This window comes from Cellulomonas sp. NPDC057328, from assembly GCF_042667215.1.
GTDB lineage: Bacteria > Actinomycetota > Actinomycetes > Actinomycetales > Cellulomonadaceae > Cellulomonas.
Genome location: NZ_JBHUZW010000005.1, coordinates 17,592 through 40,020, shown reverse-complemented (window position 1 = coordinate 40,020; position 22,429 = coordinate 17,592). Strand labels below are relative to the sequence as shown.

Genomic DNA, 22,429 nt, shown 5'->3' with positions numbered 1-22,429 from the left:
CGCCGTCAGGGTGCGCGGGTGGCGGCGTCGAGGTCGGTCGTGAAGCGGTGCGGCTTGCCCTCCGCGCGCTCCGGCCGGTCCCGCACGTCGAGCTCCACGGGGCGGCCGAGCCAGTCGCGCACCGCGCGCGCCGCCGCGTCCGCCGCACCCGCGTGCCCGGGCACGGCCACGAGCCGGACGGCGCCGTCCGCGGCCTGGTGCAGGTGCCACGCGAGCAGGCCCGCCGCCTGCAGCACCTGCGTCGCGTCCACCGACGGCCGCCACCGCCCCGACGCGTCGGCGAACCGCACGGGTGCGCGTCCCTCGAGGCCGACCAGCACCGTGCCGCGTGCGTCCCGGCGCAGGACGGCGTGGTCACCGGTCCGGTAGCGCAGCAGCGGCAGGTACGGGTTCTCGTCGACCGTGACCACGACCTCGCCGCGCACGCCCTCGGGCACCGGCACCCCGTCGGCGTCGAGCACCTCGACGTGCACGCGCCGGTCGACGAGCACGTGGTCGCCGTCGTCGAGCGCCGCGGCCACGGGACCCGTCTCTCGCAGGCCGTACAGGTCCACGAGGGGCACGTCCCACGTGGCGCGCACCGCCGCACGCACCGCCGGCGTGACGTGCGTGGCGCCGTTGACGACCGCGACGGGATGCAGGTCGAGACCCTCCGCCGCGAGCTCCAGCAGGTGCAGCAGCGGCAGCGCGCTCGTGCTCACCACCTGCGGGTCGACCGCGGCGAGCCACCGCTCGCGGTCGCCCGGCGCCCGCCACGCCGACGGGTCCAGGTTCGCCCGGGCCATCAGCGGCACCGGGATGCCGGCAGGCCGCGGGAACGCCGACATCGCGGAGACGTACGTGAAGGCCGTCCGCTGGTCGACGAGGTTGAGCAGGGCGAGCCGGTCCGCGTCCGCCTCCCAGCGGGCGCCCGCCGCGGTGACGAGCCCGTGCAGCAGGAGCAGGTCCGAGGCGACCGCGCGCGGGTGCAGCGGCACGCGCAGCGCCGCGCCCGTGCTGCCCGAGCTCGTGCCCTCCAGGACCCGGTCGAGCGGCACGTCGACGGGCACGTGCGCGGCGAGGTCCGCGACGAGGTCGGCGCGCGTCACCCGGGGCAGGTCGGCCAGCGGTGTCGTGGGTCCGCTCGTGCCCGCGCGCGCCGCCCGGCGGTACCGCGGCACGACGGCGTGGGCGCGTGCGACGAGGTCGGCGACCCAGGTGGGCGGGTCGTCCGGCGCCGCGGTGCGTCCGCCCCCGGCGTCGGTCGGCGCTGCGTGGCGGCCGCCGAGGGCGCGCAGGTCCGCCTCGTCCAGGCGGTCGCCGGTCTCGTGCACCCACACCGGGGCAGCCGGGTGCGCCCGGGCCCGCGCGACACGCGCCAGGTCGGACGCGGGCAGGCTCGGCCACCGCTCGGCGTCGGCGAGCGTCGCCGCCCCCATCGGTGCGTACTCCGCCAGCAGGCCGTCCGGTGCGGTCAGGTCGGGCGCCGGGTCGGCGCTCCCGGCGCCGGCGGCGTCCCGCGCGTCGCCGTCAGTAGTTCGCATACTGCGCCGCCGCCTCCTTCGCCCGCTGCTCCGCCAGCCGCGCGGCGAGCTCGCGGGCACGCTCCTGCTCCTGCGCCATCTGCGCCGTCAGGACGCGCTGGTGTGCCGTGCTGACCGCGGCCCAGGCGTCCGCCGCGAGGTCGTCGTCCTCACCCGCCGGCCGCAGCCCCGCGACGGCGAGGAACGCGCGGGCGAGCTCCTCGCGCGGGCCGTCCTGCGCGAGCCAGGCCGGGCCCGCGCGCAGCCCGGCGAGCACGCGCGGCAGGGCGTCGACGACGCGCAGCAGCCAGCCGCCCGTGCCGCCCGCCCGGGCCGCTGCGTCCCGTGCTCCGGGCGTGCCGCGCAGGGCGGGGTCCGCGACCAGCCACGACGCGAGCAGCGCGAGGGCGGCCGCGTCGCGGCCCACGGGCGTGCCGGGCGCGAGCCGCTCGTCCAGGTGGCGCAGCCAGGCGGGGTCGAGCACCGTGCCGTCCAGCGCGACCGCGAGGTCGGCGACCGCCGCGGTCGCGTGCACCTGCGGGTCCAGGAGGTCGGCCGGGCACGAGGTCAGCCGGTGCAGCAGCACCGCGAGCGGCGGGCCGTCCCTCCGCTCGCCGGGGACGACGCTCGACGGGAGGCGCCCCGTGGCCTCGTCCGGGGTGACGTCGCTCATCGTGACCCTCCCGTCGCGCCGGCCGACCGCGGTCCGGGCGTCCTCGCGTACGTGCGCCGCGCGAAGTCGCGCGCGAAGTCCACCAGGTCCGTGTCCGCCCCGACCCAGTGGACGTCGTAGCCGGCGGGCAGCCCCGCCTCCGTCCGCGAGCGCCACCCCTCCGGCACGTCGAGCAGCAGCGAGCCGCCCCCGCCGGCGCGCTCGAGCGCCTGCACCGCCAGCGGGGTCGGACCGTCGCCGTCTGGGGACGCGTCGGCGAGCATCGTGCGCGCCCCGTCGTCCGACACCACCGCGATGTGCGTGGGCCGCGTCGCGGCCGGCGGACGGCCGTCGTCGCCCAGGTAGGTGCGCCGCAGGACGCCCAGCGGGAACGCGGTGGCGCCGCCGAAGTGCGCCACGACCGCCCGCAGCACCGCCTCGGGGTCCCGCGTGAACCCGTCCGTCCCCGCCACCTGGTGCGGGCCGCTCCACGTCGTCGCCTGGACGCGCGCGCCGACGCGCAGCGCGGACAGGGCGAGCACCGCGCCCGCGAGCGCGATGGCGGAGAACCGCTTCGGGTCCGGCATCGAGCCGGACGAGTCGAGGTAGAGGTCGAGGTCGACGGGTGTCTCCCTCGCGAGCGCGGGCGCGTCGTCGAGCACCTCGCGGCGGACGGTCGTCACGCCCGGCAGGACCACCGGCGACGCCGTGACCGTGCCGGTCCAGTCCACGTCGGCCAGGTCGTCGCCGACCTCCCAGGTGTCGTAGCCGCCGACCAGGTGCTCCGGCACGCCGGGCGTCCGCTCGACCGGGAACGGCACGAGGTACGCGGCCGCGCGGTCGCGGTACCAGGCGATCGCGACGTCCTCGAGCGAGGTGGTGTCGCCGAGGGCCAGGAGCACCGCGTGCAGGTCGCCGGGCAGGAGCGTGCTGCCGAGGGTGCCGTGCGCGGAGCCGGGCGCGGACGCGTCGGCCACGGGGGGCTGCACGTCCTCGTCGGCGGTGCCGGTGGCACCGCCGGTCACGTCGCCCACCACGGCCGGGTCGAGCGACGGGTGCAGCACGGGCGCCGCGAGGGACGGGTCGCCGGCCAGCCCGGCGGGCAGGCCGGTGCCCTCGTCCGCGTCCCCGCACACGACGAGGCGCAGGCGGCGCACGTCGAGGTCGCGCAGCGCGTCCTCCGGCAGCGCCGTGCGCACGAGGCTGGCGAACCCCGCCGCACCGCCGACGGGGTCGCGCGCGTAGGCGCGCACGAGGCGCGCGCACAGCCACGCCGCGCCCTCGTCGACGTCGACGCCGGGGCCGGTGAGCGAGCCGCGCGGCTGGTGCCAGAGCATCTCGTCCGCCCGCAGGACGAGCGCCATCAGCGGGTCCGACGCCGGTGCGAGCGCCCGCCAGGTGGCCGCCCAGTCCGCCCCGCCCGTCCGCTGCAGCCGGTCGTTGACGAGCAGGTCGCACCACAGGTTCGCGACGACGCCGACCAGGTGGTCCTGGTCCACGAGGCCGGCGCGCACGCGCGCGGCGATGCGCAGGCCGGTGCGTCGGTCGACGGGGGCGAGCAGGTGGTGGCCCACCTCGTGGGCCAGCACGGCGAGCGCGTGGTCCTCGACGCCCAGGGCGAGCGCGTGGACGAGGTCCGCGTGGACCTCGACCCGACGGGTGTCGTACCAGGCGAACGAGCGGGCACCCGGCACCGGCGACGTGTGCAGCACGGGCGGGTGCATGCGCGAGGCGCGCCCCCAGGCGGCGAGGGCGTCGGGCCAGCGGGCGCGCCACGCCTCCGCGAGGGCGTCGAGCTCCGCCTGCGTCACGCGCAGCCCCGGTGCGGGGACGCCGCCGGGGCCGGCCGCGCTCACGCTGCCCCGTCCGCGGCGGCGAGCCGCACGACGTCGAGCGCGTACGAGTGGGCCCGGCTCACGAGCACGAGCGCGGGGTCGTGCGGGTCCGGTGCGGCGCCCGTGACCTCGTCCGTCCAGGGCACCGGCAGCGCAGCCGGCACGGCACGCTCCGGGCCGGCTCCCCACGGCTCGTCCGTGTGGGGTGCCAGGCGCACGACGGCGGACCCGTGGACGTCGGCCAGCACCGACCACCGGTACCCGTCCGCGACCGCTCCCCACCCGGTGGGCCCGGCGACCACGGCGCGGGGCGGCGTCAGCCACGGGCCGCCCCACGCGGTGAACCCGCCCGCACGCGACAGCACACCGGCACCGGCGGGCGCTCCCGGCCACCACCAGCGGTCGGAGCGGTGCCGGTCCAGCAGGGCCGCGACGTCCGCGTCCGCGGGCAGCGCGAGCAGCGCGCGCACGACGTCGGCGGGCAGCCCGGCGGCGGCCTCGAGCGCCGCGTCCCGGTACCGGACGAGCCCGCACCGCCACGCCGCGACCAGCAGCGCCGGGCGGACGAGCGCCGCGGACGGCGGCGGCGGGGCCGCGGCGAGCAGGGCCGTCCAGCGGTCGAGCACATCCCGGCGGCCCACGACCGCGGCGGCGGCGACGACCGGTGCGACGACGGCGCCGCCGAGCGCCCGGCACCAGGGCGCGAGCGCGGGCAGGACCTTCAGGACCGCGGCGCGCTGCGGGAGGCCGGCGCGCCACCGCCCACGGGCCACGAGGTCGAGCGTCACGCGCACGACCTCCAGCAGCGCGGGAGTCCCGGGCTCGACGTCGTCCGCGGCGCCGTCCGCGGCGTCCACGAGACGCGGCGTCACGGGCTCGAGGTCGGTCAGCGCGGCGCGCACGTCGTCCGCCCGGGCCCCGGCGGCCGCCGCGGCGCGCAGCCACGGGTCGACGGACGCCGCGTGCGCGCGCAGCGTCCGTCCCAGCGGACCGTCGGGCCGCAGGGCCGCTGCGCTCACGCGCCGCTCCAGCGCAGCCACTCCAGGTAGGACGAGTAGCGCTGGTGGGCGTACTTGAGCGCGAGGGCGTCCTCGTAGACGTCGCCGTGCAGCTTCGTCGTGGTGCCCCAGCGGCCCAGCAGGCCCTCGACACGGGCGAGGCGCTCGCGCACGGTCGGCTCGTCGACGCCGTCCAGGCCGCGGGCCAGCTCGGCGAGCACGTCGCCCACCGGGTCGTCGTCGTCGAGGCCCGCGGCGTCGTACTGGCGGCACGCGGTGTCGAACAGGTCCCGGATCCACGAGACGCGGTCGGTGCGCAGCGCCTCGCGCTCCGGGTCGTCGAACGCGGGCGCCTGCAGGTCCGGCTGCAGCTTGTCGTGCAGGACGAACGGCAGCACGGCGCGCAGGTCGTCGAGGGTCACCTCGGCGTTCCCGCGGAAGTACGCCATGGCCTTCGCGTAGGAGATGAGCGACTGCAGCGCGCGCACCGACAGACCCGTCAGGGTCTGCGCGCCGACGTCCTCGCGGCGGTCGCGGCCGTCGTCGGCGACCGCGAGCAGGTGCGGGTCGACCCCGGCCAGGCGGGCGGTGTCCTTGGTGCGGTACTCGAGCTGCCACGCGGCCCTCTCCAGCAGCTCGAGCTGGGCCGCGAAGTGCTCCAGGCGCCGGCGGACCGGCGCGGGGAACGGCACGCGCAGCACCTCGGCGTGCACGCGGTCGTGCTCGTCGGCGTCGAAGACGATGCCCGGGGGCACGGTCTCCTCGGGGCGCAGCCGGAGCTCGGCGCGCGTGACGAGGTCGCCCAGGAAGCGGCTGTTGAAGGCCAGCGCCGTGACGACGACGTCGATGCGGTCGCGCAGCGCGTCGACCACCTGGAACGTGCCGCCGCCCGCGTCGTCGTTCGCGGTGAGGTACCAGGCGGACGCCCCGGTCTCGTAGACCTGGTCGAACACCTCGACGTACCCGTCCGCGAGGACGGTCAGCAGGGCGGACTGCGTGCGCGTGGGGATGCGGTTGTACTCGTCGACGATCTTCACGCGCATGCCGAGCCACGAGCGCCACGCGACGTCGATGTCCGACAGCCGCTCGGCGCCGATGAGGTCCCGCGGCAGCGGCGTGCCGAACATGTCCTGCACGGTCAGCTGCGGGTGCCCGTGCTGCATGGCGCGCCGCACGTCCCGCACCGGGTAGCCGGCGATGACGCCCATCAGCACCGCCGACGCCGTCTTGCCGCGCCCCGGCCCGCCGACCAGCAGGCAGCGGCCCCGCACGGCGAACGTGAGCAGCGGCAGCAGGACGAACGACGAGTACGACTGGTCGGTCGGCAGCTCGACCGCGGCGCGCGAGTCGCCGACGTGGAACGCCGTGCGCGGACGCTGCGGGTCGTGGAACTCCAGGTCGTAGTGCGGGCTGATGATCGCGTGGTTGACCATCCAGAAGTACGCCTGGCGCAGCTTCTCGTCGAGGGGCGCGCCGGCCGGTGCGGCGGCGCCCGCGGACGCGTCGGCGAACAGGTGCGCCACGTCGAGCGCCACGTCCGCGTCGCCCGTGCGCCGCACCCCCGCCCGGGTCGGGGCGGCGGACACGTGCGTCAGGCCGGCGTCGGCGGCGGGCTCGGGTGCGCTCACGCGTCGGAGTGTGGCACGCGGCCCGCGGCCGCCACGGGCACCGCCGCGGCGGTGTCGCCCGCGCGGGTGCCCGGCCCGGCCGCCGCCGCGACGGCGCGTCCGTCGACGACGCGGACGGGGACACCGCCCAGGTGGACGACGTCGCCGTTGGCCTGCGGCAGCGGGTCGGCGAGCGGCCGGGGCGTGGCGAGGAGGGGCCGGACCAGCGCCTCCGCGTGCGCGAGCCGCGTGGCCCGGTCGCCGCGCAGCTCCACCCACGGCGCTCCCCCGGCCGCCTCCTGCTCGGCGAGCACGGCGCGGAACCGGTCCTGCATCGCGTGCCGCACGTGCTCGCCGTCGCGCATGCCGTCCTGCACGAACGGGATCTCGTCGCCGGTCAGCAGGTACAGGTCGGGCACGCGCGTCGCCGCGAGCGCGCGGACGGTCGGCGACGGCGTACCGACGTAGCGCTCGTGCCACACGGTCGTGGCGAGCACGTCCGTGTCGCAGACGAGCAGCGGGACGGGCGTGCGCCGCGCGGCGTCGTCCTCGCGGCGCGCCTGCTCGCGGGCGACGAGGTCGAACTCGGCCGTGTGCCACGGCGCCTCCAGGCCGCCCGGGCGCTCCGCGGACCACTCGCGGCCGAACTCGGCGACGGTCGGCAGGCCGAGGAGCGCGGTGAGGTCCTCGGCGAGCGTCGTCGTGCCGGTCGACTCGGCGCCGAGCACGACGACGCGGCGCACGTACCAGGCGCGGACGGACGCGGGCAGCGCCCACCAGTGCCCCGCGGGGTCGGCGCGGACGGCGGTGCCGGACACCGGCACCGCGCGGCGGCCCGGGTCCGCCTGGAGCCAGGTGGCGCCCAGGCGGCGCGCGAGCTCGGCGCCGTACGCGTCCGACGTCGCGACCGCGTCGACGGGGGCGTCGAGCAGGCCCCGCATGACGGCGACGTGCGCGTCCCAGGCGGCCGGGTCGGCGTAGTCGACCGGGGCGTCGTCGACGCCGTGGACGACGTGCGCCGTGGGCAGCTCCTCGCGCAGCCACCGGGCGCGCAGCTCGCCCGGCAGCGACTCGGCGGAGGACGTGAGGACCTGCACGGTCACCCGGTCGCAGCGTGCGAGCGCGTGCCGGACCAGCGCGAGGTGGCCGGCGTGCGGCGGGTAGAACTTGCCGATGACGAGCCCGTGCCGGTACCGCGCCCCGGTCATGCGGGCGCGCCGGGGGCGGCGACGGCCGGCGCCGGGGCGTCGTCGCGCTCGTCGAGGTCCCGCGACCAGGCGCGCCAGCCCTGCACGCACAGCGCGATGAGCAGCACGTACAGCGCCGCCGTCAGGTACAGGCCGAGGCTCAGGTAGAGGCCGATCAGCAGCACGTCGGTGACGATCCACACCGCCCAGCTGCCGACCCACTTGCGCCCGAGCATGACCTGCGCGACGAGGCTCAGCGCCGTCGTGCCGCCGTCCCACAGCGGCTCCACCGAGGCGCCCGACGCGTCGAGGACGCGCGCCAGCGCGACCGTCCCCAGGGCCGCCGCGGCGCCGCCGACCCACCACGCCCACCGCGGGGTGCGGCGCACCGGCAGCGTCGAGCGCCCCGGGCCGCCGCGCACCCACCAGTACCAGCCGAGGGCGCCGAGCACGAGGTACACCACCTGCAGCGCGGCGTTCGCGGCGATGCCCGACTGCCAGAACAGCACCGCGAACACGACGTTGTTCACGATCCCCACGGGGAAGTTCGCGACGTGCTGCCGCGCCGCCAGCCACACGCACGCGGCGCCCGTCACGAACCCGACGACCTCGACCCAGTCCACGGGCGCCGAGGCTAGCCCGCGCCGCGTGCGCACCTCGCCGCCGCCCACCCGCACGGCCCTGTTGACCTTGACGCAGCGTCAGCTCCTACCGTGGAGCGGGTCCGCACGACGGCGGGCACGGACGACGGAGGGAGGAACCGTGGAGGCGTCCATCCAGGAGGTCGCGCGGCTCACCGGCACGACCAGCCGCACGCTGCGCCACTACGACGCGGTCGGGCTGCTGCGCCCGAGCCGCGTCGGCGACAACGGGTACCGCTGGTACGACGACGACGCGCTGGTGCGCCTGCAACGGGTGCTCCTGCTCCGCGACCTCGGCCTCGGCCTCGCCGAGATCCGGCGCGTGCTCGACCGCGAGACCGACGAGGGGACGGCGCTGCGCCGGCACCTCGCATGGCTCGAGGCCGAGCAGGACCGCCTGGCACGCCAGGCGGCGTCCGTGCACCGCACGCTCACCGCACGCGAGAACGGAGACACCCTCATGGCCGCAGACGTGTTCGACGGCTTCGACCACACGCAGTACCGGGAGGAGGTGGAGGAGCGCTGGGGCGCCGACGCGTACGCCGCGTCGGACGCCTGGTGGCGCGGCCTCGCGGAGACCGACCGCGCCGCGTGGACGGCGCAGACCACGCAGCTGGGCGCCGACTGGGCGGCGGCCGCGGGGGCCGGCGTGGAGCCGACGTCCGACGCGGCGCAGGAGCTCGCGCGACGGCACGTCGCGTGGCTCGGGTCGGTCCCCGGCACGCCGGGGTACGGCTCGTCCCCCGTCGCCGCGTACGTCACCGGCCTGGCCGACATGTACGTCGCCGACGAGCGCTTCGCGCGGAGCTACGGCGGGCCCGCGGGTGCGGCGTTCGTCCGGGAGGCGCTGCACGCGTACGCGGCACGTCACCTCTGAGGCACCGGACGGGCCCGTCCGCGTCGAGCGGCGCGGGCCCGTCCGCCGTCAGGAGGCGCGCAACGACTCCTGCCACTGCGCGTGCAGCGACGCGAAGCGGCCGCCGGCGGTGACGAGCCCCTCCGGGCTCCCGTCCTCGACGACGCGGCCGCCGTCGACGACGAGCACGCGGTCGGCGTGCATCACCGTCGACAGGCGGTGGGCGATGACGACGGCGGTGCGGCCCGTCAGCAGCGTGCGCAGGCCCTCCTGCACGAGCTGCTCGCCGGGGATGTCGAGGGAGCTGGTGGCCTCGTCGAGGACGAGCACGGCGGGGTCGGCGAGGAAGGCGCGCGCGAACGACACGAGCTGGCGCTGGCCCGCGGAGAGCCGCACGCCGCGCGTGTCGACGCCCGTGTCGTAGCCCTCGGGCAGCGCGGCGATCAGGTCGTGCACGCCGACGGCCCGCGCGGCGGCCTCGATCTCGGCGGGCGTGGCGTCGGGGCGGCCGAGCGCGATGTTCGCGCCGACGGAGCCGGAGAACAGGTACGCCTCCTGCGTCACCATGACGACGGCGCGGCGCAGGTCCGTCGGGTCGAGGTCGCGCAGGTCGACGCCGTCGAGGCGCACCGCCCCCTCGCGGGGGTCGTAGAACCGCGCGAGCAGCTTGGCGACCGTCGACTTGCCGGCGCCCGTCTCGCCGACGAGCGCGACCGTCTGCCCGGCCGGCAGGTGCAGGTCGAGGCGCGGCAGCACCGTCGGACCGGTGCCGTACCCGAACTCGACGCCCTCGAACCGCACGTCCCCCGTCGCGGCCGGGAGGTGGGCCGGGCGCTCGGGGTCCGGCACGGTCGGCTCCTCCGCGAGCAGCGCCGACAGCTTCTCGAGCGCCGCCGTCGCGGACTGGAAGCTGTTGTAGAACATGCCGATCTGCGCGAGCGGCGCGAAGAACCGCCGCGCGTACAGCACCGCCGCGACGAGCACGCCGACCGCGAGGTCGCCGTCGAGCACCCGCAGGCCGCCCACGAGCAGCACGGCCGCGACCGTCACGTTGCCGATGAGCACGAGCCCGGTGTCGAACACGCCGTTGACCCGGATCGCCTCCGCGTTGGCGGCGCGGTACTCCTCGGTCAGGTCGTCGTAGACCTCCGCCACCTGCGTCTCGCGTCGGAAGGCCTGCACCGCGCGGATGCCCGTCATGGTCTCGACGAACCGCACGATGACGCGCGCCACGGCCGTGCGGCTGCGCCGGTACTGCGCCTGCGAGCGCACCTGGAACCAGCGCGTGAGGAGCACGCCGGGCACGACGGCGACCAGCAGGACGAGCCCGCTGCGCCAGTCGAGCACGACCAGGCTGACCGCGGTGAACGCCATCGCCAGCCCGCTCGCCGCGAGCGTCGTCACGCCGCCGTCGAGCAGCTCGCGCAGCGCCTCGACGTCCGACGTCTGCCGCGAGATGACGCGGCCGGACGTGTACCGCTCGTGGAACTCCAGGCTGAGCCGCTGGGTGTGCCGGAAGACCCGGCGGCGCAGGTCGAGCAGGACCGCCTGGCTCACGCGCGCGGCGAACCGCACCGTGGCGGCCGTGAGCACCCCCGCGACGAGGGCCGCGGCGGCGTACGTGCCGGCGACGGTGAGCAGCGGGCGCGCGTCGCCGTCCCGCAGGGCGGGCAGGCCGCGGTCGATGCCCAGCGCCACGAGCGCCGGGCCGGCGACGAGCGCGAGCTGCGCGCCGACCACGACGAGCGCGGTCGTCCAGACGCGCCGCGTGACGGGCCGCAGGAGCGAGCCGAGCAGCGCGAGCGACCGGCGCCGCACGTCGCGCGGGTGCAGCTCCAGGTCGCCGTCCTCGTCGCGCGCGGCACCGGGTGCGGGAGCGGGTGCAGGCGGGGCGCCGGTCCGGGGCTCCGTGCGGCTCATCGCGTCGCCTCCGTGCGCCGGCCGCGCGGGCGCGGCAGGTCCGACCCGGCGTCCGTCCCGGTCGCCGCGGCCGGGTCGGGGTCGTCGGCGCCGTCCGGCCCGCCGTCCGCCTCCGCGGTCAGGACGTACCGGTAGTGGGGGTGGCTCGCGAGCAGGTCGGCGTGCCGCCCGACCCCCGTGACGCGGCCGTCCTCGAGGACGGCGACGCGGTCCGCGAGCGCGACCGTGGACGTCCGGTGCGCGACCACGAGCGTGGTCGTGCCGGTGAGCATGCGCCGCAGGCCGGCGGTCACGTCGGCCTCGGTCGCGACGTCGAGCGCGGACAGCGGGTCGTCGAGGACGAGCACGCGGGGCCGGCCGGCGATCGCCCGGGCGAGCGCGACGCGCTGGCGCTGCCCGCCCGAGAGCGAGAGCCCCTCCTCCCCGATGACGGTGTCGAGGCCGGCGGGGAGGCGGTGCACGAACCCGGCGCGTGCGACGTCGAGCGCCTCGTGCACGAGCGCGTCCCGCGCGGCGTCGGGCATCCGGACGAGCTCCTCCTCCGGCACGCCCATGAGGACGTTGTCGCGCACCGACGCGGAGAACAGGATCGGGTCCTCGAAGGCGACGGCGACGGCGCCGCGCAGGTCGCGCCGCGTGAGGTCGCGGACGTCGACGCCGTCGATCCGCACGGTCCCGCCCGTCACGTCGTACAGCCGCGGGACCAGCTGCAGCAGCGTCGTCTTGCCGCTGCCCGTCAGCCCGACGAGCGCGGTGGTCTCGCCGGGCTCGAGCACCAGGTCGACCCCGCGCAGCACGGCGTCCTCGCGGGCGCCGTGCGCGAACCGCACGTCCGCGAGCTCGACGCGCGACCCGCCGGCGGGCGCGGGCGGCAGCGGGACGGGGTGGGCGGGGTCGCGGACGGCGGGCGCGGTGTCCATGACCTCGAAGAAGCGGTCGGTGCCGGCGCGCGCGTCGAGCGTCATGGCGAGCAGCTGGCCGAGGCTCTCCACGGGGCGGTTCATCACCGCGGCGGTGGCGAAGAACGCGACGAGCGCCCCGACGCTCACGCGATCCGACGCCGCGAGCCACACGCCGAGGCCGAGCGACACCGCGAGCGTCGTCTCGGGGATCCACGCGAGCGCGAACGACATGCGCGACTGCGCGCGCGCCTTGTCGAGCTCGGTCTCGCGCAGGTCGTCGGCCTGGCGCACGAAGTCCTCGAGCGCGTCCTCGCCGCGCCCGAACGCCTTGAGCACCCGGATGCCGTGCACCGACTCCTCGACGGACGTCGCGAGGTCCCCGGCCTGGTCCCGGGCGCGGCGCGCGACCACCTTGTAGTCCTGCCGGAAGGCGAAGCCGAGCCAGATCACGGGCGCCGCGCCGGCGAGGTACACGAGCCCGAGCAGCGGGCTCGTCCAGATCATGAGGCCCGCGCCCACCAGCACGGTGGTGGCCGACACGACGAGCTGGACGAGCCCGAAGACCATCCACCGTCGCACGGTGTGCAGGTCGCCCATCGAGCGCTGCAGCAGCTGCCCGCCGGACCAGCGGTCGTGCACCGCGACGGGCAGGTCGAGCAGGTGCCGGAACAGGTCGGTCCGCATGTGCCGCTCGACGCCGGTGCCGGGCGTGGCGATGAGGGCGCGGCGGCACCACACGAGGAACGCCTCGAGCACGCCGAGCGCGAGCACGAGCAGCGCGGCCTGCACGACCGCGGTGCGGGACCCGTCCGTGAGGAGCGGCCCGTTCACGACCCCGCGCAGCACCTGCGGCACCGCGAGCGCGAGCAGGCTCGCGGCGAGCGTGGCGAGCCCGCCCGCGACGACGCGCGGCACGGCGGGGCGCGCCCAGCGGATCAGCCGCGCGAGCGCCCGCGTCGTCGAGACGGAGCCACCGGTCGACGCCGGCGCGGTGGGGGTGGGCACCGGTGCAGCGTAGGCACGCGCGCCGACATCGCACCCGGGGACGTCCGGATGCTGAGTCGACCTCACCTGTCGACGGCGCGCCGCCCGGCACGGACCGGCCGCGGGTGCCGGTCGGCCCGGCGGCTCAGCCCTGCGTGCGCGCGATCGTCGTGTTGTTCGCCTGCGCCCGCGGCCGCACTACGAGCAGGTCGACGTTGACGTGCGCCGGTCGCGTGAGCGTCCAGACGATCGCGTCGGCGACGTCCTCGGCCACGAGCGGCTCGTACCCCGCGTACACCTGCGCGGCCCGCTCGGCGTCGCCGTCGAAGCGCACGAGCGAGAACTCCTCCGTCGCGACCGCGCCCGGCGCGATCTCGATGACCCGGACCGGCTCGCCGACGATCTCCCACCGCAGCGTCTCGCTCAGCATCCGCTCGGCGTGCTTGGCCGCGGTGTACCCCGCGCCGCCGGGGTAGGCGCCGTGCGCGGCGGTCGACGTCACGACGACGACGTCACCGCCGCCGCGCTCGCGCAGCAGCGGGAGCACGCCCTGCGTCACGCGCAGCGTGCCGAGCACGTTGAGCTCGTACATCGCGCGCCACTGCGCCACGTCCGCCTCGGCGACCGGGTCCAGCCCGAACGCGCCGCCCGCGTTGTTCACCACGGCGTCGAGCCCGCCGGTGTCGCGCACGTGCGCGACGAGCGCGGCGACGTCGGCGTCGTCGGTCACGTCCGCGACGACGGTCGTGGCGCCGGTCTCCGCGGCGAGGGCCTCGAGGCGGTCGGCCCGACGGGCGGTCGCGACGACGTCCCACCCCTCGGCGCGCAGCCGGCGCACGGTGGCGGCGCCGATGCCGGAGGACGCCCCGGTGACGAGGGCGCGGCGGGGGCGGTCGGTGGGCGTGGTCATGCGGGCTCCCTGGACGGCGGGCGGGACGCGTCCGAGCATCGCACGCGGCCGCGCGCCGGTTGCGCGCACCCCCCGTGCGGTGCCTAGGGTGACGCCTCGGAACCCGGCCGGAACGTGGCCGGGTGGCACCGCCCCGGGCTGGGACGGTCCTCCGCGACGCGACGTGCGCCGACCCTCCCCCACCACCGCGCCCGACGGCGTGCGCGGCGCCCCCGTCACCCGGAGACCCGATGCCCACGCGCGCCCGCACCCTGCTCCGCACCCCCCTGCTCCGCACGCCCCTGCTCGTCGCCGCCCTGCTGCCCGTCGTCGCCCTCGCGGCCTGCGCCGGCGGCGGCGCGGCCTCGTCCACCACCGACGCCGCCACGACGGGCTCCCCCGCAGCGACGTCGTCCGCCGCGGCGTACCCGGTGACCGTCGACAACTGCGGCACCGAGGTCACCCTCGACGCGCCGCCCGAGCGCATCGTGACGATCAAGTCGTCGACCACCGAGATGGTCGCCGCCCTCGGCCTCGCGGACCGGCTCGTCGGCACCGCGTTCAGCGACGGGCCCGCGCCCGAGCCGTGGGCGGACGAGCTCGCCGACGTGCCCGTGCTGTCCGACAAGGTGCCGGGCCAGGAGGCGCTGCTCGAGGTCGAGCCCGACCTCGTCTACGCCGGCTGGGAGTCGAACTTCGCGCCCGACGCCGCCGGCGACCGCGCGGCCCTCGCGCAGCTCGGCATCGGCACGTACGTGTCGCCGTCGGCGTGCAAGGCGGAGGGCTACCAGCCCGACCCGCTGACGTTCGAGGCCGTGTTCGACGAGATCCGCGAGACCGGCGCGCTGCTCGGCGCGCCCGAGGCCGCCGAGGACGTCGTGGCCGACCAGCGCGCGACCCTAGACGCGGTCGAGCCGCTGAACGGCCCGACCGCCGTGTGGTGGTCGTCCGGCACGGACACCCCCTACGTCGGCGCGGGCATCGGGGCGCCCCAGATGATGCTCGGGGCCGCCGGCCTCGAGAACGTCTTCGCCGACGTGCACGACACGTGGTCGTCGGTCGGCTGGGAGCAGGTCGTCGCGGCGGACCCGGACGTCCTCGTCCTCGTCGACTCGGCCTGGAACTCGGCGGACAAGAAGCGCGACCTGCTCGCGGCCAACCCCGCGACGGCGCAGCTCACGGCCGTGCGGGAGGGGCGCTACGTCGTCGTGCCGTTCGCGGCGTCCGAGGCGGGCGTCCGCAACGCCGATACCGTCGCGGACCTCGTGGAGCAGGTCCGCGCGCTGGGTCTCGGGGGCTGACGCGCCGCCCGTGGACCGTCCTCCCCTGCGCCCGCCGCTGCCGCTGCTGCTCGCCGTCGGCGCCGCCCTGCTCGTCGCCAGCCTGCTCGTCACCGTGACGATCGGTCCGGCGGACCTGTCCGTCGGGGAGGTCGCGCGCGCGGTCGGCGGTCACCTCGGGCTGCCCGTCGCGGAGGTGTCGCGCCTGCACGACGCGATCGTGTGGGACCTGCGCCTGCCGCGCGTGCTCACGGCCGCCGCGGTCGGCGCGGGGCTGGCGGTCGCGGGCGCGGTCATGCAGTCGCTCACGCGCAACCCGCTCGCGGACCCGTACCTGCTGGGGCTGTCGTCGGGCGCGTCGCTGGGGGCGGTCGCGGTGCTGGTGCTGGGCGTCGCGGTGCTGCTGCCCGTCGCGGCGTTCGCCGGTGCGCTCGCGGCGCTCGTCGCCACCCTGGCGCTGGCGCGGACGAGCGGGACGCTGACGCCCGCACGCGCGGTGCTCGCCGGGCTCGCGGTGTCCCAGCTGGCCGCGGCCGGCACGTCGTTCGTCATCTTCTGGACCGCGACCGGCGACTCCTACCGCGAGATCCTGTCGTGGCTCATGGGCTCGCTCGCGGGCGCGACGTGGTCGTCGGTCGCGATCGCGGGCGGAGCACTGGTCGTCGTGGGGACGGTCCTCGTGGCCGCGGCGACACGCCTGGACGCATTCGCCTTCGGCGACACGTCCGCCGCCGCGCTCGGCATCGCCGTGGACCGCACCCGCTGGACCCTCATGACGCTCGTCGCGCTGCTGACGGGCGCGATGGTGGCGGTCAGCGGCGCGATCGGCTTCGTCGGGCTGATCCTCCCGCACGCCGTCTCGGTGGTGACGGGGCCCGCGCACCGGCGGCTGCTGCCGGTCGCGGGCGTCACCGGCGCGGTCTTCCTGGTGTGGGCGGACACGCTCGCCCGCACGGTGTTCGACCCGCGTGAGCTGCCGGTCGGCATCGTGACGGCGCTCGTGGGCGTGCCGGTGTTCGCGGTGCTGCTGCGCCGGGGTCGGGGGACGGCGTGGAGCTGAGGATCGACGGCGTCGGCACGCGCCTCGGCGGCCGCTGGGTGGTGGACGGCGTGGACGCCACGCCCCCGACGGGCGCGCTCACCGGTCTGCTCGGGCCGAACGGCGCCGGCAAGACGACGCTCCTGCGTCTCGTCGCCGGTCTGCTGCCGCCCGAGCGCGGCGCCGTCCTCGTCACGGACCCGGCCGCCGAGCCCGGTGCCGGGGCCACCGCACCGGCGGTCCCCGTGCACGCGCTGCCGCGGCGCCGCCGCGCCCGGCACGTGGCGCTGCTCGAGCAGGAGTCGAACGCGACCGTGCCGCTCAGCGTCCGCGAGGTGGTCGCGCTCGGCCGCATCCCCTACCGGACGCTGTGGGGCACGGACGCCGACGAGGGCGCCGTCCACCGCGCGCTCGCCGCCGCCTCCGCGGCGCACCTGGCCGACCGCGCGTGGTCGACCCTGTCCGGCGGCGAGCGGCAGCGGGTGCAGGTCGCCCGCGCGCTCGCCCAGGAGCCGGACCTGCTCCTGCTCGACGAGCCGACCAACCACCTCGACGTCAGCGCGCAGCTCTCGCTGCTCGCGTTCGTGCGGGACCTCGGCGTGACGACCGTCGCCGCGCTGCACGACCTCAACCTGGCCGCGGCGTTCTGCACGCACGTGCTCGTGCTGTCCGAGGGGCGGCTCGCGGCGGCGGGAGCCCCGGCGGACGTGCTGACGCCGGACCTGCTGCGCGCGGTCTACCGGGTGGAGGCCGAGGTGCTCGAGCACCCGACCACCGGCCGCCCGGTCATCGCCCTGACGGGCGGCACCCCCGAGGAGGACGCGTGAGGATCACCGTGCTGTCCGGCGGCGTGGGCGGGGCGCGCTTCACGCGGGGCCTGCTCGCGCTGCTGCGCGACCGCCTGCCCGACGGCGCGGGCGGCACCATCGCCGACCTCACCGTCGTGGCGAACACCGGCGACGACCTGTGGCTGCACGGCGTCCGTGTGTGCCCCGACCTCGACACGCTGATGTACACCCTCGGCGGCGCGGTGCACGAGGGGCAGGGCTGGGGCCGTCGCGACGAGTCGACGCACGTCGCCGCCGACCTCGCCGCGTACGGGCTCGGCTGGGAGTGGTTCACGCTCGGCGACCTCGACCTCGCCACCCACCTCGCGCGCACCGAGCTGCTGCGCCGCGGCCTGCCGCTGTCCGCCGTCACCGCGCGCCTCGCGGAGCGCTGGCGGCCGGGCGTCACGCTGCTGCCGATGACCGACGACGAGGTCGAGACGCACGTCGTCACCGACGACGGGACGATCCACTTCGAGGAGTGGTGGGTGCGGCACCGCGCCGCCGTGCCCGCGCGCGGCTTCGTGCAGGCGGGCGTGGAGCGGGCGACGCCCGCGCCGGGCGTGCTCGACGCGCTCGGGTCGGCGGACGTCGTCGTGGTGCCCCCGTCGAACCCGGTCGTGTCGGTCGGGACGATCCTCGGGGTGCCGGGCCTGCGGGACGCGCTGCGTGCCACGGCGGCACCGGTCGTCGCGGTCTCCCCCGTGGTGGGCGGCGCGCCCGTGCGCGGCATGGCGGACGCGTGCCTGGCGGCGATCGGCGTCGCGACCGACGCGGGTGCCGTCGCGCGCCACTACGGCCGGCGCGCGGAAGGCGGCGTGCTCGACGCGTGGCTCGTCGACGACGCCGACGCGCACGCCGTCCCGGTGCTGCGGGCCGAGGGCTGGACGGTCGACGCTGCCCCGACGCTCATGACCGACGTGCCGGCCACCGCCGAGATCGCAGCGCGCGCCCTCGCGCTCGTGGACCGGCTGCCGTGACCGGCTGGTGGGTGATCGTCCCCGTCAAGGACGCGCGGCACGGCAAGTCCCGTCTCGCGGGGGTCCTCGACGACGACGCGCGCGCGGCCCTCGTGCGGTCGATGGCGCTCGACACCCTCGCCGCCGTCCGGGCCGCCCGGTCGGTCGCCGGCGTCGTCCTCGTGACGCCGGACGGGGAGCTCGCCGCCGCCGCCGCCCGCCTGGGGGCGGTCGTGGTGGACGAGCCGGCCCCTGCCGCTCGGGCCGGCGTCGAGCCCGGTCTCGACGCCGCCGTCCTCGCGGGGGCGGGGTACACGCGCAGCCTGGCTCCGGACGCCCCGGTCGCCGTCGTGCCCGGTGACCTCCCCCGCCTCGACCCGATCGACCTCGACGCTGCGCTCGCGCTCGCGGCCCAGCACGAGCGCGCACACGTGCCCGACGCGGAGGGCACGGGCACGACGCTACTCACCGCGGCACCCGGGCGCGAGCTGCGGCCGCGCTTCGGCGCGGGGTCGTCGGGGCGGCACGGGGAGGAGGGACACGTGCGCCTGGACGTGCCGGAGAAGTCGACGCTGCGGCATGACGTGGACGTTGAGCCCGACGTGATGACTCACCACGGTCGGCAGTTCCCTACAAGCACCTGTGGTCCCGGCCCTAATACCCGAGATATGAGGCAGGATCGCGGGTACTCAGACGTGCACAGTCCTGCTTCACCGACCGGAGGAAGTCGTCGGTAGCGGCGTAGATCCAGTCGACCGGCATCGGTGCACTCGCTTCCGTGTCCTCGAGACTCGACGACACGATCCAACCCGCATCCGTCCGGTGAAAGGCGATCGCGCCGGGCGTCTCGTAGAACATGTCGGCGACAAGGACGAAGTCCGAGGCGCCACCACCTCTTCTCCACGTTCGCAAGTCGCGCGCGAGGAGCGCGATCGGGAAGTCGTACTCCTCCACGACGAGGCGCCCGTGCGCAGTCACTTCGACCTCGGCACCGATCCCAGCAAGATGGTCGGTGACCGTGATGGCGCCCGGGTGATCCAGCCGCGGGTTCGTGTAGCGGATCCTGAAGCTCATGCGTCCCCTGATGTGCGCGGGACAGGCGGCAGTGACGCGACCATCGTCCTCGACGACCACGTTGATGCCGATGTGGCCGTGCGTCCGTACCACGCGACCCATCTCCGTCGTGACGGTATACGCAGTACTGCTCTTGTCGCCGTCCGTCAAGAACGAGGAGCTACTGGATCGAAGGGCGTCTCGCGTCCACGCTCGCGCACGTGCGGCACTGCGCACGATGAAGCGCGCAGACCGGCGCCACCCGGTGCCGCCCCACAGGTGCTTCTCCTTGATGCGGCGGAGATCCCGCACCGCCGGCGTGCGTCACCCCACGCCGGCCCCGCCCGTCACCGTGCGCGGCCCGGCGCGCCCGGCGACGACGAGCGCGCCCGCCAGCTCGTGCGGCTCCACCTCCGGCCCGCGGGCCCGCACCCCGGACCAGTCCACGCCGACGCGCAGCCCGTCCCGCCCGAGCCCCGGCAGCCACCGGCCGAGGAACGCCTCGAGGTCCACCGGCTCCGGGACGAGGCGGTGCTGCGCGGGCGCCCGCCGGGTGACCGTCGCCGCCAACGCGCGGCTCGACCAGAACGGCATGGCCGCGCGGCCGCCCTCCGCGGCGGCGACCGTGACGTACCCGTCGGCGTCGCGGAGCACCCACACGCACCCCGCGGCGACCGCGGCGGCGCAGAACGCGCCCACCCCGGCCGTCACGCCGTGCCCGCCTGCTCGTCGAGGAGCCGCGCACGCGTCCGCCGGTACCCCGGCAGCGACGCCGCCACGCGGTCCAGCCAGGCGCCGCCCGGGCCGCCGGTGAACCCGACGCCGTCGCCGTCCTCGAGCCAGCTGCCCGACGCCAGCCGGCCGATGCGCCACCGCACCAGCCACAGGTCCCCGGCGACCGCGGCGGCCACGAACCGCACGAGCGTGCCGACGGTCGCGTCGTGCGTCTCGAACGCGTGCCCGTGCGGCTCGACGAGCACGGCCCAGTACCCGTCCAGGTCCTCCGCCTCCACGGTCCAGCCGTGCCGGGGCACGCCGACGCGCCACAGCGGTCCGTCCCAGTGCTCCTCGACGACGTCGTCCCCCCAGCGGCGCAGCACCTGCTCGCGCAGCGCCACGACGCGCGCGTTGGTCAGGGGCTCCATCGCGGTCCCCGTCGCCTGCCGGCGGTCGCGCGTCCCGATCCGGTCATTACTCCCCCTGACTCCAGTTCAGCACCGCCGCGACCTGACGGGCGGTGCCCAGTGTGCAGGGAGGTGCGTGCCGGTGGAAGCCGGGTGCGCGAGGATGACCCGTATGGCGCTCTGGATGACGGGTGACGCGGCGGCCGACCGCCTGCTCGACGAGGACCCCTTCGCCCTGCTGCTGGGCATGCTGCTCGACCAGCAGGTGGCGATGGAGACGGCGTTCGCCGGGCCGGCCAAGATCGCGGACCGGATGGGCGGGCTCGACCCGCGGCGCGTCGCCGACGCGGAGCCGGAGGCGTTCGCGGCGCTCTGCGCGACGCCGCCCGCGGTGCACCGCTACCCCGGCTCGATGGCCGGCCGCATCCAGGCGGTCGCGCGTGCCGTCGTGGACGAGTACGACGGCGACGTCACGCGCCTGTGGACCGACGGCGACCCCGACGGCCCCACGGTGCTGCGGCGGCTCAAGGCCCTGCCCGGGTTCGGCGACCAGAAGGCGCGGATCTTCCTGGCGCTGCTCGGCAAGCAGCGCGGCGTCACGCCGGCCGGCTGGCGCGAGGCCGCCGGAGCGTACGGCGACGACGAGTTCCGGTCGATCGCGGACGTCCGGGACCCCGACTCGCTCGGCCGGGTCCGGGAGACGAAGAAGGCGGCGAAGGCGGCGGCGAAGGCGGCGCGCTGACGCCCGCGACCCGGGGCGGTCGGCGGCGCCGGCGCGTCCACCGGTCGACCGACCCGCGCGGCGGCCGCACGACGGAGCCGCGCGTCGTCCCGGCGGTGGAGGACGGGACCCACCTCGCGACCGAGGCGCCCGCACCGCCCGGTTCGCCAGGATGGTGCCCATGAGCTCGCCCACGCCGCCCGCACCGCACCCCGCCGGGGCACGTCCCCCGGCACCGGCCCCGCCCCCTCCCGTCCCCGCCGTCGCCCCCGTCGCGCTCGGCGACCGCGCCGTCGCGCCCGACGTCGCACGCGGTCTCGCGCTGCTCGGCATCGCGATCGCCAACTCGGTGCTGCACCTGTGGGGCGTCCAGGTCGGCGCCGGGAGCCGGCCGGTGGACGGCTCGACGCTCGACCGCGTCGTCGACGGCGTCGTCTCGCTGTTCGTCGACCGGCGGACCATGCCGATGTTCGCGCTGCTCTACGGGTACGGCATCGGTGTCGTCGTGCGGCGGCGGGCCGCCGAGTGGGTGCCGTGGCCCGCGTGCCGCGCCGACCTGCTGCGCCGTGCCGCGTGGCTCGTCGTGTTCGGCGTCGTGCACATCGTGCTGCTGTTCGGGGGCGACATCCTCGCGATCTACGGCGTGGCCGGTCTGGTCGCCGTGGCGCTCGTCCGCGCGCCGGGCCGCCGCCTGGCCGTGGTGGGCGGGATCGCGCTCGCCGCGTCCGGCGTCCTCATGGGCGCCGTCCAGACCCTCGCCGCGTGGTCCGCCACGCAGCCCGACCTGATGGGTCAGTCGGACGTGCTCGCGTCGTCCGAGGGCTCGGTGCTCGGCGCGATGCTGCTGCGCTCGTGGTCCGTGCTCATCGCACCGCTGGGCGCCGTGGCGGCGCTGCCCCTCGTGCTCCTCGGCCTGTGGTTCGCCCGGCGCGGCGTGCTGGAGGACCCGGCGGCGCACCTGCCGCTGCTGCGCCGGTGGGTCGTGGGCGGCCTGGCCGTGAGCGTCCTGGGCGGCCTGCCGATGGCGCTGGCCGTGGCGCGGGTGTGGACACCCGGCGCCGGCGAGCTGTTCGGCGTGGCGGCCCTGCACGAGGTCAGCGGCACCGCGGGCGGCGTGGCGTTCGCGGCGCTCGTCGCGTGGGTCGTCGCGGCGCGCCGCAGCACCGTCGCGACGCTCGGTCCGGTGGGGCGCGCGCTGCGCGCCGTGGGGGTCCGGTCGCTCACCTGCTACCTGCTGCAGTCGGTGCTCTTCGTGCTGCCGCTGGCCGCGTGGGCGGGCGGACTGGGCGACGACCTGTCGTCGGCGGGCGTCGTCGCGTGGGCCGTCGGGGTCTGGCTGGTCACCGTGGCGGTCGCCGTCGCCCTCGAGCGGGCGGGACGCCGCGGGCCGGCCGAGGCGCTGTACCGCCGCCTCGTCTACCGCCCGCGCGCATCCGCGCCCGCCCGCTGAGGG

At 77.1% G+C, this 22,429-nt stretch carries 21 protein-coding genes; 8 read left to right on the top strand and 13 right to left on the bottom strand.

What is annotated here, in order from left to right; genetic code table 11:
• Positions 1–5: 5 nt before the first annotated feature.
• From ACFUMH_RS02055 to pnuC, 7 genes are read right to left on the bottom strand one after another with little or no spacing between them, the layout of a single operon-like run.
• Positions 6–1,523 carry an AMP-binding protein gene (locus ACFUMH_RS02055; RefSeq protein ID WP_378199606.1) on the bottom strand — a complete coding sequence of 506 codons (1,518 nt, stop codon included), beginning with the start codon at positions 1,521–1,523 and terminating at the stop codon, positions 6–8.
• Complete coding sequence (locus ACFUMH_RS02050) at positions 1,510–2,175, bottom strand: hypothetical protein (protein ID WP_378199604.1); 666 nt, start codon at positions 2,173–2,175, stop codon at positions 1,510–1,512. The genes ACFUMH_RS02055 and ACFUMH_RS02050 overlap by 14 nt, the downstream gene beginning before the upstream one ends.
• Positions 2,172–4,010, bottom strand: coding sequence for a hypothetical protein (locus ACFUMH_RS02045; RefSeq protein WP_378199601.1), 1,839 nt, complete (start codon positions 4,008–4,010; stop codon positions 2,172–2,174). Before ACFUMH_RS02045 ends, ACFUMH_RS02050 begins: the two co-directional genes overlap by 4 nt.
• A complete protein-coding gene (locus tag ACFUMH_RS02040; protein WP_378199598.1) occupies positions 4,007–5,008 on the bottom strand; it encodes a hypothetical protein in 1,002 nt (333 codons plus the stop codon). Before ACFUMH_RS02040 ends, ACFUMH_RS02045 begins: the two co-directional genes overlap by 4 nt.
• A complete protein-coding gene (locus tag ACFUMH_RS02035; protein ID WP_378199595.1) occupies positions 5,005–6,615 on the bottom strand; it encodes an ATPase in 1,611 nt (536 codons plus the stop codon). Before ACFUMH_RS02035 ends, ACFUMH_RS02040 begins: the two co-directional genes overlap by 4 nt.
• The gene (locus ACFUMH_RS02030) at positions 6,612–7,802 is read right to left on the bottom strand and encodes an AAA family ATPase (protein ID WP_378199592.1); all 1,191 of its coding nucleotides are present in this window, start codon (positions 7,800–7,802) and stop codon (positions 6,612–6,614) included. Before ACFUMH_RS02030 ends, ACFUMH_RS02035 begins: the two co-directional genes overlap by 4 nt.
• Positions 7,799–8,404 (bottom strand): nicotinamide riboside transporter PnuC, encoded by a 606-nt coding sequence (gene pnuC, locus ACFUMH_RS02025; protein WP_378199589.1) that lies wholly within the window; start codon positions 8,402–8,404, stop codon positions 7,799–7,801. The genes ACFUMH_RS02030 and pnuC overlap by 4 nt, the downstream gene beginning before the upstream one ends.
• A 139-nt stretch (positions 8,405–8,543) precedes the next feature.
• Between pnuC and ACFUMH_RS02020 the strand changes: the two genes are divergently transcribed.
• Positions 8,544–9,299, top strand: a complete 756-nt coding sequence (locus ACFUMH_RS02020; protein WP_378199586.1) for a MerR family transcriptional regulator — start codon at positions 8,544–8,546, stop codon at positions 9,297–9,299.
• Between the two features lie 48 nt (positions 9,300–9,347).
• Here the strand turns inward: ACFUMH_RS02020 and ACFUMH_RS02015 are convergent, their stop codons facing one another.
• The 3 genes from ACFUMH_RS02015 to ACFUMH_RS02005 form a co-directional block, all read right to left on the bottom strand.
• Positions 9,348–11,198 carry an ABC transporter ATP-binding protein gene (locus ACFUMH_RS02015; RefSeq protein WP_378199583.1) on the bottom strand — a complete coding sequence of 617 codons (1,851 nt, stop codon included), beginning with the start codon at positions 11,196–11,198 and terminating at the stop codon, positions 9,348–9,350.
• The gene (locus ACFUMH_RS02010) at positions 11,195–13,105 is read right to left on the bottom strand and encodes an ABC transporter ATP-binding protein (protein ID WP_378199581.1); all 1,911 of its coding nucleotides are present in this window, start codon (positions 13,103–13,105) and stop codon (positions 11,195–11,197) included. The genes ACFUMH_RS02015 and ACFUMH_RS02010 overlap by 4 nt, the downstream gene beginning before the upstream one ends.
• A 124-nt stretch (positions 13,106–13,229) precedes the next feature.
• Complete coding sequence (locus ACFUMH_RS02005) at positions 13,230–13,994, bottom strand: SDR family oxidoreductase (protein ID WP_378199578.1); 765 nt, start codon at positions 13,992–13,994, stop codon at positions 13,230–13,232.
• Between the two features lie 230 nt (positions 13,995–14,224).
• Here ACFUMH_RS02005 and ACFUMH_RS02000 point away from each other — a divergent pair, with 230 nt between their 5' ends.
• From ACFUMH_RS02000 to cofC, 5 genes are read left to right on the top strand one after another with little or no spacing between them, the layout of a single operon-like run.
• Positions 14,225–15,274 carry a putative F420-0 ABC transporter substrate-binding protein gene (locus tag ACFUMH_RS02000; RefSeq protein WP_378199575.1) on the top strand — a complete coding sequence of 350 codons (1,050 nt, stop codon included), beginning with the start codon at positions 14,225–14,227 and terminating at the stop codon, positions 15,272–15,274.
• 10 nt (positions 15,275–15,284) lie between these two features.
• The gene (locus tag ACFUMH_RS01995; protein WP_378199572.1) at positions 15,285–16,313 is read left to right on the top strand and encodes a putative F420-0 ABC transporter permease subunit; all 1,029 of its coding nucleotides are present in this window, start codon (positions 15,285–15,287) and stop codon (positions 16,311–16,313) included.
• The gene (locus tag ACFUMH_RS01990) at positions 16,304–17,119 is read left to right on the top strand and encodes a putative F420-0 ABC transporter ATP-binding protein (protein ID WP_378199570.1); all 816 of its coding nucleotides are present in this window, start codon (positions 16,304–16,306) and stop codon (positions 17,117–17,119) included. Before ACFUMH_RS01995 ends, ACFUMH_RS01990 begins: the two co-directional genes overlap by 10 nt.
• Positions 17,116–18,099 carry a 2-phospho-L-lactate transferase gene (cofD, locus tag ACFUMH_RS01985; protein WP_378199567.1) on the top strand — a complete coding sequence of 328 codons (984 nt, stop codon included), beginning with the start codon at positions 17,116–17,118 and terminating at the stop codon, positions 18,097–18,099. The genes ACFUMH_RS01990 and cofD overlap by 4 nt, the downstream gene beginning before the upstream one ends.
• The gene (gene cofC / locus ACFUMH_RS01980; RefSeq protein ID WP_378199564.1) at positions 18,096–18,815 is read left to right on the top strand and encodes a 2-phospho-L-lactate guanylyltransferase; all 720 of its coding nucleotides are present in this window, start codon (positions 18,096–18,098) and stop codon (positions 18,813–18,815) included. The genes cofD and cofC overlap by 4 nt, the downstream gene beginning before the upstream one ends.
• Here the strand turns inward: cofC and ACFUMH_RS01975 are convergent.
• The 3 genes from ACFUMH_RS01975 to ACFUMH_RS01965 form a co-directional block, all read right to left on the bottom strand.
• Complete coding sequence (locus ACFUMH_RS01975; RefSeq protein ID WP_378199561.1) at positions 18,733–19,245, bottom strand: hypothetical protein; 513 nt, start codon at positions 19,243–19,245, stop codon at positions 18,733–18,735. The two genes, cofC and ACFUMH_RS01975, sit on opposite strands and share 83 nt — an antisense overlap.
• A 210-nt stretch (positions 19,246–19,455) precedes the next feature.
• Positions 19,456–19,842 (bottom strand): DUF2750 domain-containing protein, encoded by a 387-nt coding sequence (locus ACFUMH_RS01970; protein WP_378199559.1) that lies wholly within the window; start codon positions 19,840–19,842, stop codon positions 19,456–19,458.
• A complete protein-coding gene (locus ACFUMH_RS01965) occupies positions 19,839–20,276 on the bottom strand; it encodes a hypothetical protein (protein WP_378199556.1) in 438 nt (145 codons plus the stop codon). The genes ACFUMH_RS01970 and ACFUMH_RS01965 overlap by 4 nt, the downstream gene beginning before the upstream one ends.
• A gap of 151 nt (positions 20,277–20,427) precedes the next feature.
• Between ACFUMH_RS01965 and ACFUMH_RS01960 the strand changes: the two genes are divergently transcribed.
• Together ACFUMH_RS01960 and ACFUMH_RS01955 are read left to right on the top strand one after the other, a co-directional pair.
• Positions 20,428–20,997 carry an HhH-GPD-type base excision DNA repair protein gene (locus ACFUMH_RS01960; protein ID WP_378199553.1) on the top strand — a complete coding sequence of 190 codons (570 nt, stop codon included), beginning with the start codon at positions 20,428–20,430 and terminating at the stop codon, positions 20,995–20,997.
• Between the two features lie 160 nt (positions 20,998–21,157).
• Positions 21,158–22,426 (top strand): DUF418 domain-containing protein, encoded by a 1,269-nt coding sequence (locus ACFUMH_RS01955; RefSeq protein ID WP_378199550.1) that lies wholly within the window; start codon positions 21,158–21,160, stop codon positions 22,424–22,426.
• Positions 22,427–22,429 lie beyond the last annotated feature (3 nt).

Excerpts from the sequence above, each read along its gene's own strand:
- ACFUMH_RS02055 (WP_378199606.1), bottom strand. The coding sequence starts at position 1,523 with ATGCGAACTACTGACGGCGACGCGCGGGACGCCGCCGGCGCCGGGAGC.
- ACFUMH_RS02050 (WP_378199604.1), bottom strand. The coding sequence starts at position 2,175 with ATGAGCGACGTCACCCCGGACGAGGCCACGGGGCGCCTCCCGTCGAGC.
- ACFUMH_RS02030 (WP_378199592.1), bottom strand. The coding sequence starts at position 7,802 with ATGACCGGGGCGCGGTACCGGCACGGGCTCGTCATCGGCAAGTTCTAC.
- ACFUMH_RS02015 (WP_378199583.1), bottom strand. The coding sequence starts at position 11,198 with ATGAGCCGCACGGAGCCCCGGACCGGCGCCCCGCCTGCACCCGCTCCC.
- ACFUMH_RS02005 (WP_378199578.1), bottom strand. The coding sequence starts at position 13,994 with ATGACCACGCCCACCGACCGCCCCCGCCGCGCCCTCGTCACCGGGGCG.
- ACFUMH_RS02000 (WP_378199575.1), top strand. The coding sequence starts at position 14,225 with ATGCCCACGCGCGCCCGCACCCTGCTCCGCACCCCCCTGCTCCGCACG.
- ACFUMH_RS01965 (WP_378199556.1), bottom strand. The coding sequence starts at position 20,276 with ATGGAGCCCCTGACCAACGCGCGCGTCGTGGCGCTGCGCGAGCAGGTG.
- ACFUMH_RS01960 (WP_378199553.1), top strand. The coding sequence starts at position 20,428 with ATGGCGCTCTGGATGACGGGTGACGCGGCGGCCGACCGCCTGCTCGAC.
- ACFUMH_RS01955 (WP_378199550.1), top strand. The coding sequence starts at position 21,158 with ATGAGCTCGCCCACGCCGCCCGCACCGCACCCCGCCGGGGCACGTCCC.